Origin of the sequence: Burkholderia sp. E168m15 (assembly GCF_016586105.1) — a bacterium.
Lineage (GTDB): Bacteria > Pseudomonadota > Gammaproteobacteria > Burkholderiales > Burkholderiaceae > Burkholderia > Burkholderia orbicola.
In genome coordinates this window covers 13,782-28,478 of record NZ_BCPO01000214.1, presented here as the reverse complement: position 1 = coordinate 28,478, position 14,697 = coordinate 13,782, and the positions used below count along the sequence as shown (strand labels likewise).

General features: G+C 69.9%; 12 protein-coding genes. 7 read left to right on the top strand and 5 right to left on the bottom strand.

Features of this window, described 5'->3' with window-relative positions:
• From JMF86_RS33170 to JMF86_RS33150, 5 genes are all read left to right on the top strand, one after another.
• Positions 1-610 (top strand): glycosyltransferase family 9 protein (locus JMF86_RS33170; protein WP_201317328.1); only part of this gene is annotated, 610 nt, incomplete at its 5' end.
• Positions 611-613: 3 nt separating this feature from the next.
• Positions 614-2,359 carry a carbamoyltransferase C-terminal domain-containing protein gene (locus JMF86_RS33165; protein ID WP_077179494.1) on the top strand — a complete coding sequence of 582 codons (1,746 nt, stop codon included), beginning with the start codon at positions 614-616 and terminating at the stop codon, positions 2,357-2,359.
• Positions 2,356-3,357, top strand: coding sequence for a glycosyltransferase family 2 protein (locus JMF86_RS33160; RefSeq protein ID WP_201317327.1), 1,002 nt, complete (start codon positions 2,356-2,358; stop codon positions 3,355-3,357). Before JMF86_RS33165 ends, JMF86_RS33160 begins: the two co-directional genes overlap by 4 nt.
• Positions 3,354-4,442: a glycosyltransferase family 9 protein gene (locus JMF86_RS33155; protein ID WP_201317326.1), complete on the top strand. Its 1,089-nt coding sequence runs from the start codon at positions 3,354-3,356 to the stop codon at positions 4,440-4,442. The genes JMF86_RS33160 and JMF86_RS33155 overlap by 4 nt, the downstream gene beginning before the upstream one ends.
• The gene (locus JMF86_RS33150; RefSeq protein WP_074807156.1) at positions 4,432-5,382 is read left to right on the top strand and encodes a glycosyltransferase family 4 protein; all 951 of its coding nucleotides are present in this window, start codon (positions 4,432-4,434) and stop codon (positions 5,380-5,382) included. Before JMF86_RS33155 ends, JMF86_RS33150 begins: the two co-directional genes overlap by 11 nt.
• Positions 5,383-5,411: 29 nt before the next feature.
• Here JMF86_RS33150 and JMF86_RS33145 read toward each other — a convergent pair whose 3' ends face one another.
• Positions 5,412-6,449: a sigma-54-dependent Fis family transcriptional regulator gene (locus tag JMF86_RS33145; RefSeq protein ID WP_201317325.1), complete on the bottom strand. Its 1,038-nt coding sequence runs from the start codon at positions 6,447-6,449 to the stop codon at positions 5,412-5,414.
• A 332-nt stretch (positions 6,450-6,781) separates the two neighbouring features.
• Between JMF86_RS33145 and JMF86_RS33140 the strand changes: the two genes are divergently transcribed.
• On the top strand, positions 6,782-8,149 hold the full coding sequence (locus tag JMF86_RS33140) for a sigma-54 dependent transcriptional regulator (protein WP_201317324.1): 1,368 nt from the start codon (positions 6,782-6,784) through the stop codon (positions 8,147-8,149).
• Positions 8,150-8,166: 17 nt separating this feature from the next.
• Here JMF86_RS33140 and JMF86_RS33135 read toward each other — a convergent pair whose 3' ends face one another.
• A complete protein-coding gene (locus JMF86_RS33135) occupies positions 8,167-9,090 on the bottom strand; it encodes a glycosyltransferase family 2 protein (protein ID WP_105797983.1) in 924 nt (307 codons plus the stop codon).
• Complete coding sequence (locus JMF86_RS33130; RefSeq protein ID WP_201317323.1) at positions 9,069-9,764, bottom strand: PIG-L family deacetylase; 696 nt, start codon at positions 9,762-9,764, stop codon at positions 9,069-9,071. Before JMF86_RS33130 ends, JMF86_RS33135 begins: the two co-directional genes overlap by 22 nt.
• A gap of 119 nt (positions 9,765-9,883) precedes the next feature.
• On the opposite strand from JMF86_RS33130, the gene JMF86_RS33125 reads away from it, so the two are divergent.
• Positions 9,884-12,190 (top strand): PAS domain-containing protein, encoded by a 2,307-nt coding sequence (locus tag JMF86_RS33125; protein ID WP_201317322.1) that lies wholly within the window; start codon positions 9,884-9,886, stop codon positions 12,188-12,190.
• A 40-nt stretch (positions 12,191-12,230) separates the two neighbouring features.
• Here JMF86_RS33125 and JMF86_RS33120 read toward each other — a convergent pair whose 3' ends face one another.
• Both JMF86_RS33120 and JMF86_RS33115 read right to left on the bottom strand, forming a co-directional pair.
• Positions 12,231-13,277, bottom strand: a complete 1,047-nt coding sequence (locus JMF86_RS33120; protein WP_077179487.1) for a UDP-glucuronic acid decarboxylase family protein — start codon at positions 13,275-13,277, stop codon at positions 12,231-12,233.
• Positions 13,277-14,596: a glycosyltransferase family 1 protein gene (locus tag JMF86_RS33115; RefSeq protein WP_201317321.1), complete on the bottom strand. Its 1,320-nt coding sequence runs from the start codon at positions 14,594-14,596 to the stop codon at positions 13,277-13,279. Before JMF86_RS33115 ends, JMF86_RS33120 begins: the two co-directional genes overlap by 1 nt.
• Positions 14,597-14,697: the final 101 nt, after the last annotated feature.

The following is a 14,697-nucleotide window of genomic DNA, read 5'->3' as shown; positions in this document are numbered from 1 at the left end:
GGGAGCGACGCGCGCGCGCTGGCTGGTCGTCCATCCGGGCGCGACCGCCGCGTCGCGACGCTGGCCGGCCGAGCGCTTCGGCGAAGCGGCCGCCGCGGTTGCGCCGCTGTTCGACGGCATCGCGGTGACGGGCGGCGCGGACGAACGCGCGCTGGTCGACGCGGTGTGCGAACGGGCGGGGCCGCGCGCGGTGCCGCTGGCCGGCGTGTTGCCGCTCGGCGAACTCGGCGCGCTGATCGAGACGGCCGACCTGCTGCTGTCGAACAACAGCGGCCCCGTGCATCTCGCGGCCGCGCTCGGCACGCCGGTGGTCGACCTGTACGCGCTGACCAATCCGCAGCACACGCCGTGGCGGGTGCCGCACCGTGTGCTGAACGTCGACGTGCCGTGCCGCAACTGCTATCGCAGCGTGTGCAATCAGCCGGGACATCCGTGCCTGCGCGGCGTGAGCGTCGACGACGTCGCCGCTGCCGTGCACGCACTGCTGCGCGGCCGCGCGCGCCATGCGCAACGCGCGGCCGAGCGGGCTGCCGCCCACGACGAAGGCGAGCCGGTCGCGGCGCACGCATCGAACGTGCTTCCGTTCGCGCACGTCATCACGAGGAACTGACGCATGCCTGAATCGACCTATACGCTCGGCATCAACGCCGCCTTCCACGACAGCGCCGCGTGCATCGTGCGCGACGGCGTCGTGCTCGCGGCGGCCGAGGACGAACGCTTCACGCACGTGAAGCACGCGAAGCGCCCGGTGCCGTTCTCGACCTGGGAGCTGCCTTTCCACGCGATCGACTATTGCCTCGCGGAAGCCGGCATCACGCTCGCGGACGTGGACCACGTCGCGTATTCGTACGACCCGTGGTTCGAACTCGACCGCGAAGGCACAGCGCCGGCACTGACCTTGCCGCTGTCGCCGTCCGCGCATGCGCCGCGCGAGGATGGCGCGTCGCCGTGGCATCCGCTGTTCCTGTCGTCGATCGTCAACGCGCCGCGCCAGCTCGCGGGCGGCGCGCCGCATCACCTGCAGCGGCGCTTTCGCGGCGTCACGCACGACGGGCCGTTCCGCTGGCATTTCATCGAGCACCATCTCGCGCACGAGGCGAGCGCGTTTCTCGCGGCGCCGTTCGAGCGCTGCGCGGTGATGACGATGGACGGGCGCGGCGAGCGCGCGACGACGAGCTACGGCGTGTTCGACGGCCGCGCGTACCGGCGGCTCGGGCAGGTCAACCTGCCGCATTCGCTCGGGCTGCTGTACGAGCGCTTGACCCGCTATCTCGGCTTCCTGCACTCGTCCGACGAATACAAGGTGATGGCGCTCGCGTCGTACGGCAAGCCGGTGTTCGCCGACGAGATGCGCAAGCTGGTGCGGTATCGCGGCGAAGGGCGCTACGACGTGCTCGACGCGGATCTCGCGGCAATGTTCGGCCCGGCGCGCGAACGCGGCGGCCCGATCGAGCCGCATCACTACGACATCGCGCATGCGTTGCAACTGGTGCTCGAGGAGACGACGCTGCAGGCGGTCGACTGGCTCGCCGCCGAGACCGGCGAGCGCCAACTCGCGATGGCGGGCGGCGTCGCGCTGAATTGCGTGATGAACGCGAGGATTCGCGATCGCGGCCCGTTCGACGACGTGTGGGTGCAGCCGGCCGCCGGCGACGCGGGCACCGCACTCGGCGCCGCGCTGTGGACCGACTTCCGGATGCGCGGCGCGCGCGGCGACTGGCGGATGGATCACGCGTATCTCGGGCCGGCGTATGACGACGACGCGATCGAGGCGTTCCTGAAGGAAGCGCAGCTGCCGTACCGGCGGCTCGCCGACGTCGCCGCGCAGACGGCCGCGCTGCTCGCGGCGAATCGCGTGATCGGCTGGTTCCAGGGCCGCATGGAATTCGGGCCGCGCGCGCTCGGCGCACGGTCGATCCTCGCGTCGCCGATCGATCCGGACATGCAGCAGAAGCTGAACCGGATCAAGGATCGCGAGGATTTCCGGCCGGTCGCGCCGGTCGTGCTCGAGGACCGCGCGCATCACTGGTTCAGCGGCGGCCGGCGCACGCCGCTGCGCGCGCCGTTCATGCTGTTCGTGTACGACGTCGTGCCCGAACGCGCCGCGAAGATTCCGGCCGTGCGCCACATCGACGGCACCGCGCGCGTGCAGACCGTCGACGAAACCCAGCATCCGCTGCTGCATGCGTTGCTGACCGAGTTCGACGCGCTCACCGGCGTGCCGGTGCTCGTCAACACGTCGTTCAACACGCGCGGCGAACCGATCGTGTGCTCGCCGCGCGACGCGATCGAATGCTTCTGGACCTCGCCGCTCGATGCGCTCGTGATCGGCCCGTTCCTGCTGGAGAAGCCCAGATGAACATGCGCGACACGCACCTGCCGCCCGTGGTGTCGGTGGTCGTGCCGACCTACCGGCGGCCCGATCTGCTCGAACGCTGCCTCGACGCGCTGTGCGTGCAGGTGTTCGATCCGACCACCTACGAGATCGTCGTCGTGGACGACGATCCGGCCGGCAGTGCGCGCGCCGTCGTCGATGCATGCCGCGCGCGCGTGACCGACGTGCCGGTGATCCGCTACATGACCGCGCCCGACACGCAGGGGCCGGCCGGCGCGCGCAACGTCGGCTGGCGCAGCGCGGGCGGCGCGCTGATCGCATTCACCGACGACGACACGATTTCCGATCCGACCTGGCTGCGCCATGGCGCAGCCGCGCTGCTGGCCGAGCCGTCGGCGTCGGCCGCGGCCGGCCGGATCGACGTGCCGTTGCGGCCGCGCCCGACCGACTACGAACGCGACGCGGCGGGGCTCGCGCAGGCGGAATTCGCGACCGCGAACTGCTTCGTGCGGCGCGCGGCGCTCGAACGCATCGGCGGCTTCGACGAGCGCTTCACGCGTGCGTGGCGCGAGGACGCCGACCTGATGTTCGCGCTGCGCGAGCATGCGGGGCCGATCGTCGAGGCCGACGCCGCGCGCATCGTGCATCCGGTGCGTCCCGCGCGCTGGGGATCGAGCATCGGCGCGCAGTCGAAGGTGTATTTCGATGCGCTGTTGTACAAGAAGCATCGCACGACCTACCGGCGTCATATCCGGCCGACGCCGCCGTGGCATTACTACGCGGCCGTGCTCGCCGCGCTCGGCGCGATCGGCTGTTTCGCGGCAGGCTGGCCGGCGCCGGCCATCGTGTGCGCGGCGGTGTGGGCCGCGATTACCGTGGGGTTCTGCGCAAAACGGCTGCGCGGCACGCAGCTCACGGTGTCGCATGTGGCCGAGATGATCGTCACGTCCATCGCGATTCCGCCCGTGTCGCTGTACTGGCGCATGCGCGGCGCGCTTCACTTTCGGGTACTTTTCCTATGAAGCTCGATCCCGGCGTCGATTCCGACGGCCCGCGCGGCCCGAAGCGGATCGCGGTGTTCCGCGCGTTGCAGCTCGGCGACATGCTGTGCGCGGTGCCCGCGCTGCGCGCGCTGCGACGCGGCGAACCCGACGCGCGCATCACGTTGATCGGGCTGCCGTGGGCGCGCGAATTCGCGTCGCGCTTCTCGGACTACATCGACAGCTTCATTGCATTCCCCGGCGCACCGGGGCTCGGCGAACAGCCCGAACCCGACGCGGCCACGCGCGAGGCGTTCATCGCCGAATGCCGCTCGCGCGACTTCGATCTCGCGATCCAGCTGCACGGTAGCGGCGCGCACACGAACGCGATCGTCGCGTCGCTCGGCGCGACGCGCACGGCCGGCTTCGTGCCGGCCGACGGCGGCACGGCCGCGCTCGACTGCGCGCTCGTGTGGCGCGACGACGAACCCGAAGTGACGCGCTATCTGGCGCTCACGCGCAAGCTCGGCTACGCGGACTGGGGCGACTACCTCGAATTCCCGCTCGGCGGCCTCGACTACGCGCTGTGGCACGTGCTCTGCGACGAACACGCGCTCGACCCCGGCCGCTACGTGATCGTCCATCCCGGCGCGCGGATGGCGTCGCGACGCTGGCCGGTCGAACGCTTCGCGCAGGCCGCGCGGCAGCTCGCCGACGACGGCTGGCAGATCGTGCTGACCGGCACGCGCGCGGAACTGGCGCTGGCGAGCGCGTTCGCCGAGCACCTCGGGCGGCCGTGCGTAAACCTGTGCGGCCGCACGCCGCTCGGCGCGCTGGCCGCGCTGATCGCCCGCGCGCGGCTGCTGTTGTGCAACGACACGGGCGTATCGCACGTCGCGGCGGCGCTCGGCACGCCGAGCATCGTCGTCGCGTGCGGCAGCGATACGGCCCGCTGGGCGCCGCTCGACACCGAGCGTCATCATGTGCTCGCGAACTATCCGGCGTGCCGGCCGTGCATGTTCGATACGTGCCCGTACGGGCACGAGTGCGCGACGGCGATCGGCGTCGGCGACGTGATGGACCGGGCGGGCGAGCTGCTCGCGGAGGAGAGACGTCATGTCACGTAAGCGGTTGCGCGTGCTCACCTGGCACGTGCATGGCAACTACCTGTATTACCTGTCGCAGGCGCCGCACGATTTCTACATCGTGACGAAGCCGCAGCATCCGCCCGGCTATGCGGGCCGCGTCGGGCACCTGCCGTGGGGCGACAACGTGCACGAGGTGCCGGCCGAGTGCGTGCGCGACACAGCGTTCGACTGCGTGCTGTACCAGCATGTGAAGCATTACCAGCACGACCGCCTGCGGCTGCTGAGCGAAGCACAGCGCGCGCTGCCGACGCTGTTCGTCGAGCACGATCCGCCGCGCGAGCATCCGACCGACACGCTGCATCCGGTGCAGGACCCGAACGTGTTGCTGGTGCACGTGACGCCGTTCAACGCGCTGATGTGGGACAACGGCGTGACGCCGACGCGCGTGATCGAGCATGGCGTGCTGATGCCAGAAGGTGTCGAGTATCACGGCACGCTGCCGAAGGGCGTGGCCGTCGTGAACAACCTCGCGCGCCGCGGCCGGCGCCTCGGCGCGGACCTGTTCGAGGTCGTGCGGCACAGCGTGCCGATCGATCTGGTCGGGATGGGCTCGAGCGAGCTTGGCGGGATCGGCGAGGTGCCGAACCCGGCGCTGCCGCAGTTCCTGTCGCACTACCGGTTCTTCTTCAATCCGATCCGCTATACGAGCCTCGGGCTCGCGGTGATCGAGGCGATGATGGTCGGGCTGCCGATCGTCGCGCTCGCGACCACCGAGATGGCGCAACTCGTGAAGACCGGCAGCAACGGCGTGGCTGATACGCGGCCGGCCGTGCTGGTCGACGCGATGCGGATGCTGATTCGCGATCCGGAACTGGCGCGCGAGTGGGGCGCGGCGGCCAAACGCGACGCGTGCGAGCGATTCGGCATCGAGCGGTTCGCGCGCGACTGGGACGCCGCATTGCGCGACGTGACGGGGTGACGACGTGACGGCGGCGTGACCCGCCGCATTTACGGCATCGTCGCGGGCGGCGAAGTGGAGGCGCTGCCGCCGTTCGACGCGTTCGCGGCCGGCGGCGCGCTGCCGCTGACCGCATTGCGTTCGCTTTCGGGCAGCAGCGCGAGCCGGTTGTACAGCGTTTTCAGGCTGATGCCGAGCGCCTTCGCGGTGCGCGGCTTGTCGCCGTTGAAATGCCGCAGCGACGCGACGATGAAGCGCTGCTGCGTATGCGCGAGCGTCGTGCCGATATGCAGCGTCATCGCGTTGTGACGCACTTCCTCGCGCGGCGGCGGGCGGCGCGGCAACTGCAGCTCGATCTGCTCGTCGGCGAGGATGAACGCGCGCTCCAGCGTATTGCGCAGTTCGCGCACGTTGCCGGGCCACGTGTACGCGCGCAGCGCCTTCATCGCCTGTGTCGACAGCCGCTTCCTGGTGCGGTGCCGCGCGTTCAGCCGTTCGACGATCTGCAGTGCGATGTCGCCGACGTCGTCCTCGCGCTGCCGGAGCGCAGGCATGTGCAGCGCGATCGGCGCGATCCGGTAGAACAGGTCTTCGCGCAGCGCGCCGCTGCGCAATGCCTCGACCGGATCGTGATGGGTGGCCGCGACGATCCGCACGTCGAGCGGAATCGCCTCGTGGCCGCCCACGCGCACGATCGTGTTGGTTTCGAGCGTGCGCAGCAGCTTGACCTGCAATTCGAGCGGCATCTCGGCGATCTCGTCGAGAAACAGCGTGCCGCCGCGCGCGGCCTCGAACATGCCCACATGTTGTGCAACGGCACCCGTGAAGCTGCCTTTTTCGTGACCGAACAACTGCGACTCCGCGATGTCCTTCGGAATCGCGCCGCAATTGACGGGCACGAACGGCCCGCGCCGGCGCGGGCTCATGTCGTGAATGAGCCGGGCGACGATGTCCTTGCCGGCCCCGCTTTCGCCGACCACCAGCACACTCACGCGGGTGGCGGCGACGCGCGACACTTTCAGCAGCAGATCCTGAATTGTTCGCGAACGGCCGAACAGTCGCGTGCCGTCATCGTCGGATTTCGACATGGAGTAATAACCGGGTTGGGAAGTTTTGACCGAATGTGTCGGGACCAGGTAAAAAAGGACGTGGCACACGTCGCTTTTCACGTACTCAGAATACCTTTTATACCGATTCGACGACATTGAATCTGGCAATGCGATTTACGACGACAGATAGATTTATTCGATGAGCGGCGAATGCGCGACGTCGTTCTTCTATACTGCTAAGCACTCGTTTTCAGTGCAGGACAGCCTATCTGCCCGTTCGTGTGCAGCGTCGAAGATGATGACGCGCATGACGCTGCACGTGCCGCGGTGCCGGCCGATGCACGCGCCGGGCCGCATTACAAGGAGCCTTGATGCCTTACGTCCTGATCGTCGAAGACGACGCCGATACGCGAACGATGCTCGCCACGCTCGCACGCACGCAGCAATTGACGTGCGATACGGCCGCGACGCTTGAAGAAGCGCGCACGCTCGTCTCGACGCATACCCCCGATCTCGTGCTGTGCGACCTCGTGCTGCCCGACGGCAACGGGATGGATCTGTTCGACGCATTGCCCAAGCGCGCACATTGCGAAATAGTATTGACCACCGGCCACGCGAGCCTCGAAACCGCGATCGACGCATTGCGCCGCGGCGCGACCGATTACCTGGTGAAGCCGCTCAACATGCAGCGGCTGAACAGCATCTTCGCGCGCGTGCCGCGCACGACCGCGCTGCACGAGGAAATCGCCGAGTTGCGCTCGGAATTGCAGCGCCTCGGCCGTTTCGGCCGCATGCTCGGCGGCTCGCCCGCGATGCAGGCCGTGTACGACGCGATCGGCCGAGTCGCGCGCACCGAAGCGTCGGTGCTGCTCACCGGCGAGTCGGGCACCGGCAAGGAACTTGCCGCGCAGACGGTGCACGACTTGAGCCTGCGCCGCCGCGGCCCGTTCCTCGCGGTGAACTGCGGCGCGATCGCCGCGAATCTCGTCGAGAGCGAGATGTTCGGTCACGACCGCGGCAGCTTCACCGGCGCGGAACGTCAGCACAAGGGCTTCTTCGAACGCGCGGACGGCGGCACGCTGTTTCTCGACGAAATCACCGAGATGCCGCTCGAATCGCAGGTCAAGCTGCTGCGCGTGCTGGAGACCGGGCGCGTCACGCGGCTCGGCTCGACGCGCGAGATCGACGTCGACGTGCGCATCGTCGCCGCGACCAATCGCGACCCGGAAGCCGCGATGGCGGACGGCAAGCTGCGGCCCGACCTGTTCCACCGGATCAACGTGTTCCCGATTCCGCTGCCGTCGCTGCGCGAACGCGGCGACGATATCCCGATGCTCGCCGACGCGTTCCTGCAGCGCTACAACGAAGAGAGCGGCCGCAACCTGCGCTTCTCGCCGGCCGCCCGCGAAGCGCTGAAGACCTACGAATGGCCCGGCAACGTGCGCGAGCTGCGCAACTTCGTGCAGCGCGCGAGCATCTTCACCGACGCCGACGTGATCGACACATTGCCGCCGCCGATCATGGACGAGCTGTCCAGCATGGTCGATTCGCATGAAGATCGCGTGACGGTGCCGTTCGGCACGCCGCTCGAGGAAGTCGACCGCAAGCTGATCCTCGGCACGATCGCGCAATGCGGCGGCGTGAAGGCGCAAGCGGCCGAGGTGCTCGACGTCAGCCTGAAGACGATCTACAACCGGCTCGCGCAACTGGAAGACGAAGCGGAGAAGCCGGATTCCTGATGCCGCTACGACCGCGCTCATGTTTCCGTTCCGGCCTCGCGGCGCGTATCGCGCTCGAGGCGGCGGCGCATGCGTTCGACGTGCGGCGGGATCGTGCGTCGTTCGCGCAGGATCCACGGCAGGCCGGCGAACGTGCGTACGATCGCGCGTTCGCGGCGCAGCAGCGGCAGCATGCGCAGGGTATGCCGCCACGCGGCCGTGGCCGGCCACCTGAGCCACGCGGTCCACACCGCGTTGCGGGCAGCGGTGCGCGCGCGCGTGGGCCGGTCGCGCTGCAGCGACGGGTAGTGATGGACGGTCAGGCGCGGTGCATACACGAGCCAGTGCCCCGCGCGATACAGGTCGAGCGCGAGCAGCGCTTCCTCGCCGCCGAGGAAGTAGTGCGGATGGTAGCCGCCCGCGCGCATGAACGCGTCGCGCCGGAACGCGGTCGCGCCGGCCAGCAGCCCGAGGATCGGCCGGCCCGGCAGCGCGACGGGCGCGTCGAGCGGGCTGTCGGCCATCAGCCGGCAGGTCGGGTCCTCGCGTTCGTCGGGGCCGACCAGCACGCGCGCGGTGACGGCCGCGACGTGCGGATACGCGTCGAGCAGGTTCGCGGCTTCGGCGATCGAGCCGGGCGCCCACCACGTGTCGTCGTCGCAGAACGCAACGTGGCGCGTGCGGGCGACGGCGACGCCGAGGTTGCGGCCGGCCGCGCCCAAGTTGCCCGGCGCATGCACCAGCGCGACATGCGGAAAGCGGTCGCGGATCAGCGTGGCCGTGTCGGCGTCCGCCGCGTTGTCGACGACGACGATCGCCGGCCGGTCGGGCAGCACGGACAGGTGTTCGAGCGTGCGCGCGAGTTCGGCGGCGCGCCGGCAGGTCAGCACGATCGCGGTCACGCGCGGCTCGCCCGGCGGCAGCGCGACGCGCGCGGGCGTTACGCGGACGTGACGTCGCATTCGAGCCGCCAGATCGTTTCGGGTTCGCGGAGAGCGGCACGCATATGAGGTTCCAGCAGCGTTACCTGGCTCGCGTACGCATCGACGGCGGCGGCTTTCGCGGCGACGCTGTTCGTGTCGCCGGCGGCCGGCGCCGCGACCGGATGCGCGGTCCAGCCGCGCTCGCGCCATTCGATCACGCGCCTGGCCATCAGTCCGTCGATGCGGCGATACGGCACGTCCTCGTAGAAGCGCCAGACGTGCGACGGATCGTCGGTGCGCAACAGCGACAGCATGGCTTCCTGCACCTGCAGATGATCGCGGTGGAACAGGCCGGCCGGCGCGAGCACGCCGAAGCCCGGGTGCGCGTCGATTGCCTCTGCCACGCGTGTCGCGATCGCGGTCGACGTAGTCGGTACGCCGTACTGATCGTCGAGGAAATCGAGCCACACGGGGCGGGCGTCGAGCAGCGCGAGCGCGCGGCGATCTTCGTCGCGGCGCGCGCGCACTGCCTCGTCGGCGTGGCGGAAGCCCGCGCGCTGATCCCACGGGGGCGCGGGCGTGCCGTGCGGCGGGATGCCCGCGAACACGGTGACGACGATCGAGCCGGGCGCCTGCGCGAGCAGTTGCCCGCAACTGAAGACGGCATCGTCGAGATGCGGCGAGACGACGAGCCAGCGTGTCGGGTCGGGCATGGCGTGAAGTTCTCCATCGTGAGCGGCCGGGCCGCCGGTTCCGATCGGCCAGCATGCGTCGTGCCCGCGAGCGGCGCCCACGCCGGCCGCTGTCGAGTGTCCCCGCAGGAGCGTGTCCAATGACCGAAATTGCACGGCCGCAGGCCGGAAATTACGCAACGGCCGTGATGCTGGTCGCGATCGCGACCGTGTTGCAGACGCTCGCGATCCGGTTCGGCGGCGTGAATCTGCCATTCGTGCTGTATTACCCGCTGCTCGCCGGCGCCGCGTGGGCGACGTCGTTCGTGTTCGGTATCGTGTCGACGGTGGTCAGCGGGCTGCTCGTCTGGACGCTGTTCCTGTCCGATCCTGCCGCCTATACGACGCCGCTGCCCGACCGGCTCGTGCAGCTCGGCACGTTCATCCTGATCGGCGCGCTGGTGTGCGCGGTCGCGTCGCTGCTGCATCACACGCGGCTGACGAACGATCGCGCGCGCCGACGCGAGGCGGCCGCGCGCCGGCAGTTCGAGGCCGTGCTGCGCGCCTTGCCGCACGGCGTGATCGCGACCGACCCGAACGGGCGGCTCACCTATCTCAACGCGGCCGCGGCCGAACTCGTCGGCTGCCGGCCGGACGAGGCGGTGGGGCGGCCGGTGCGCGACGTGCTGCGGATCGTCGATCACGAAGGCCGCCGCGTGCCGACCACGCCGCTCGACCATGCGCTCGGCGGCGCCGAGGCGACGTCCGACCGGCACTGGCTGCAGGCAGGCAGCGGCGAGCCGGTGCCGATCGTCGCGGTCGCGTCGCCGATCGGCGATGCGGAAGGCAACCTGGACGGCGCGGTGCTGCTGTTGCGCGATGCCGGCGCGGACCGCGCGCGCATCGATGCGTCGCGGCTCCAGCATGCGGTCGTCGAGGCGTCGCCGGACGCGATCGTCGGGATCGACGCCAGCGGCCGCATCGCGAGCTGGAACGCGGCTGCGCAGCGGCTCTTCGGCTACGACGAGGCCGACGCGCGCGGCCGCAGGTTCGACACGCTGATCGCGCGGCGCTGGCTGCGGCTCAATCCGCTCGCCGACGCGTTCGACGCGATGCACGAGCCGGTCGGCCCGCTCGAACTGTTGTGCGTGCGGCGCGACGGTCGGCGCTTTCGGGCGACGGTATCGGCGTGCCCGGTGCAGGGCGAGGCGCGGGCGTGCGTCGCGCTGTCCCTGACGCTGCACGAAACCGGCGCGCAGCGTCGCCGCGACCTGCGGGCGCAGCGCTCGCTGCAGGGCGCGCGCGATGCACGCGATCAGGCCGACACGTCGAACCGGCTGAAGGACGAGCTGCTGGCCACCGTGTCGCATGAATTGCGCACGCCGCTGAACGTGATCTACGGATGGATCGAGGTGCTGCGCAATACGGGCGATCACGCGTTGCAGCATCAGGCGATCGACGCGATCGACCGCAGCGCGCGTTCGCTCACGCGAATGGTCGGCGACATCCTCGATGCGTCGTCGCTCGCGACCGGCAAGCTGCGGCTCGACGCGACGCCGGTCGACGTCGTGCGGTTGTTCTCCGATCAGGTCGGCACGTTCCAGACCGCCGCCTCGTCGGCCGGCATCCTGCTCGAATTCGACTGCGCCGCGTCCGCGTGCATCGTGTCGGGCGACGCCGAGCGGTTGCGGCAGATGCTGTCGAACCTCATCTCGAATGCGCTGAAATTCACGCCGGGCGGCGGCAGCGTGACGGTCGGCCTCGCACGCGACGGCGGGCACGCGGTGTTGACCGTCGCCGATACGGGGCAGGGCATCGCGACGGAGTTCACGCCGTACGTGTTCGACATGTTCCGCCGCGCGGACGATTCGCCCGCGTCGCCGCGGCGCGGGCTCGGTCTCGGCCTGTCGATCGTGCGACATATCGCGCAACTGCACGGTGGCAGCGTGACCGTCGCGAGTGCGGGCCGCGATCGCGGCACGACGTTCACGGTGACGCTGCCGGCCGGCTGGCAGCCGGGCGGCGCGATGGCGTGGAGCATCGTGCAGGCGGGCGGCCAGCGCGAGGCGCTCGTGCTCGATACGCAGCGCATCCTGATCGTCGACGACGACGCGACCACGCGGGCCAGTCTCACCGCCGCGCTGACCACGTTCGGGGCGGCGGTCGCGATCGCGTCGTCGGGCCGCGAGGCGCTCGCGATGGTGGCCGACATGCGGCCGACGGTCGTGCTGTCCGACCTCGCGATGCCCGACGGCGACGGCTTCTGGCTGCTGGAGGCCTTGCGGCGCGGCACGACGAACGGCGACAGCAGCCCGCTCGACGTGCGCGTGCTGGCCGTCACCGCGCACGCGGGCCTCGCCGACGAACGCCGCGCGCTGGAGGCCGGCTTCGACGGCTACCTGTGCAAGCCGGTCGACGTGCGCGAACTGGCCCACAAGATCGCGCACGTGACGAAGCGCGACGGCTGACGCGCGTCGCGTCTCGGTTGCTTCGGCCGCGTCAGCCGCGTCACGTCGTCGGCGCCGGCCGGTTCTGCGTATGGACCTGGGCGAGCAGATGCGACGCGATGCGCGTGCTGCGCACGAGATCGCCGGGCGTGTGGTGCGTGACCTGGCGCTGAATGAAGTAGCGCGCGGTGTGCGCGAGCCCGTTCGCGAACGTCGTCGTCGCGCGCCAGCCGAGCCGCTTCTGCGCGGCGGCCAGATTTGGCCGCCGCTGGCGCGGATCGTCGGACGGCAGCGGCCGGAATTCGATCGGCACGTTGGCGCCGACGATCCGCACGACTTCCCGCGCGACGTCGATCATCGCGATCTCCACGTCGCTGCCGAGATTGACCGGCTCGCTCGCATCGCCCGGTTCATCCATCAGCCGGATCAACGCATCGACCATGTCGTCGACGTAGCAGAACGAGCGCGTCTGCTTGCCGTCGCCGTAGACGGTCAACGGCTGTTCCGCGAGCGCCTGCGTGACGAAGTTCGATACCACGCGCCCGTCGGCCGGGTGCATGCGCGGGCCGTACGTGTTGAAGATCCGCGCGATCCGCACGTCGATTCCGTACTGGCGGTGATAGTCCGCGAACAGGGTTTCCGCGCAGCGCTTGCCTTCGTCGTAGCACGCGCGGATGCCGGTCGGGTTGACGCGGCCGCAATAGTGCTCGTCCTGCGGATGCACGTCGGGGTCGCCGTACACCTCGCTCGTCGATGCCTGCAGAATGCGCGCCTTCACGCGTTTCGCGAGGCCGAGCAGGTTGATCGCGCCGTGCACGCTGGTCTTGGTCGTCTGCACGGGGTCGCGCTGGTAGTGAACGGGCGACGCCGGGCACGCGAGGTTGTAGATTTCATCGACTTCGACGTAGAGCGGAAACGTCACGTCGTGCCGCATCAGCTCGAAATTCGGCGCATCGAGCAGGTGCGCGATGTTGTCCTTCGTGCCCGTGTAGAAATTGTCGACGCACAGCACGTCGTGGCCGGCCGTCACGAGGCGTTCGCACAGATGCGAACCGAGAAAGCCGGCGCCGCCGGTGACGAGGACGCGTTTTCGGTCGTAGCCCTTCATTACGTATTCTCCTTGCGGTGTGCGAGCACGCCTCGCGTGGTGGCGACCGGCGTGCGCCGGCCGGTGCCGGCCGACGTGCCGGCGCGCTGCGCGTGGGCGACGTCGCGGTAGATGTCGACGAGCCGGTCGGCCACGCCTTGCCAGGTGTAGAAGCGATGGGCGCGCAGGTAGCCGGCGCGGCCGAGCGCCGCGCACAGGTCCGGTTGCGCGCGCAGTTGCACGAGGCGCGCGGCCAGCGCGGCCGGGTCGCGCGGCGGCACGAGATAGCCGGTCGTGCCGTCGTCGACCGTCGTGCGGATGCCGCCGACGTCGCTGCCGATCACCGGCGCCGCGCACGCCATCGCCTCGACCGGCGTGATGCCGAACGGCTCGTACCACGGCGTCGTCACGAACACGTCGGCCGCGCTGTAGTACAGGTGCAGCGCGTCGCGATCGCGCCGGCCGACGAAGGTCACGCGGTTCGCGATCCCGAGTTCGTGCGCGAATGCCGCGAGCCGCGCGAGTTCCGGGTCGCGCGCGGGGTCGGGCGTCGGCTGGCTGCCGCCGACCACGTACAGGTGCGTCGGCCGCTGCGGGTCGCGCGGCATGCGTGCGAGCGCGTCGATCACGGTGTCGATGCCCTTGCGCGGCACGAGGCGCCCCAGTTGAAGTACGACGAATGCGTCCTGCGGCCAGCCCAGCCGCGCGCGTGCATCGACGCGCGGCACCGGCCGGAATTCCCGTGCATCGAAGCCGCACGGCACGATCTCGATGCGCGCGGTGTCGGCGCGGTAATGCGTCGTCAGGTCGAGCGCATCCTGCGGGCATTCGGCGATCAGGCGGTCCGAGCGGCGCGCGAGCGTGTCCTCGATCGTGAAGCGCGCGTCGGGAAAGCCGTCGGCCGTGCCCTGGTGCAGCCGCCGCACGCGGCCGAGCGCATGGAACGTCGTGACGAGCGGGATGCCGAGCGCTTTCTTCACGCGCAGCGCCGCGTCGCCGGACATGAAGAAGTTCGCGTGCATCACGTCGACCGGATCGGGCTCGCGCCGCATGCGCGCGATCATGTACTGCGCGAAGGAGCCCATGTACGGCAGCAGCTGCTCCTTGGGCACGTCGGTCGGCGGGCCGGCCGGCACGTGGATCACGCGCATGCGCGGGCCGATCGACACGACTTCCGGCAAATGCGGATTGTCGCAGCGCGTGTAGACGTCGACGTCGAGGCCGCGCTCCGCGAGCTGCTTCGCGACGTTCGCGACATAGATGTTCTGACCACCGGCATCGACGCCGCCGATCACCCCCAGCGGCGACGCATGTTCACTGATCAACGCAATTCTTTGCATGGTATTGCTCCCGGTATCGGGGCCGCGCACACGGGCCACCCTTGTCGGTCGCTCGGCAATCGGCATGCCCGCCGGATTGCGGGGAAAACCGCTTCCCGGTG

Bases quoted from the DNA above. Each gene is read 5' to 3' on its own strand.
- JMF86_RS33165 (WP_077179494.1), top strand. From the start codon at position 614: ATGCCTGAATCGACCTATACGCTCGGCATCAACGCCGCCTTCCACGAC.
- JMF86_RS33160 (WP_201317327.1), top strand. From the start codon at position 2,356: ATGAACATGCGCGACACGCACCTGCCGCCCGTGGTGTCGGTGGTCGTG.
- JMF86_RS33155 (WP_201317326.1), top strand. From the start codon at position 3,354: ATGAAGCTCGATCCCGGCGTCGATTCCGACGGCCCGCGCGGCCCGAAG.
- JMF86_RS33150 (WP_074807156.1), top strand. From the start codon at position 4,432: ATGTCACGTAAGCGGTTGCGCGTGCTCACCTGGCACGTGCATGGCAAC.
- JMF86_RS33145 (WP_201317325.1), bottom strand. From the start codon at position 6,449: ATGTCGAAATCCGACGATGACGGCACGCGACTGTTCGGCCGTTCGCGA.
- JMF86_RS33140 (WP_201317324.1), top strand. From the start codon at position 6,782: ATGCCTTACGTCCTGATCGTCGAAGACGACGCCGATACGCGAACGATG.
- JMF86_RS33135 (WP_105797983.1), bottom strand. From the start codon at position 9,090: ATGCGACGTCACGTCCGCGTAACGCCCGCGCGCGTCGCGCTGCCGCCG.
- JMF86_RS33130 (WP_201317323.1), bottom strand. From the start codon at position 9,764: ATGCCCGACCCGACACGCTGGCTCGTCGTCTCGCCGCATCTCGACGAT.
- JMF86_RS33125 (WP_201317322.1), top strand. From the start codon at position 9,884: ATGACCGAAATTGCACGGCCGCAGGCCGGAAATTACGCAACGGCCGTG.
- JMF86_RS33120 (WP_077179487.1), bottom strand. From the start codon at position 13,277: ATGAAGGGCTACGACCGAAAACGCGTCCTCGTCACCGGCGGCGCCGGC.
- JMF86_RS33115 (WP_201317321.1), bottom strand. From the start codon at position 14,596: ATGCAAAGAATTGCGTTGATCAGTGAACATGCGTCGCCGCTGGGGGTG.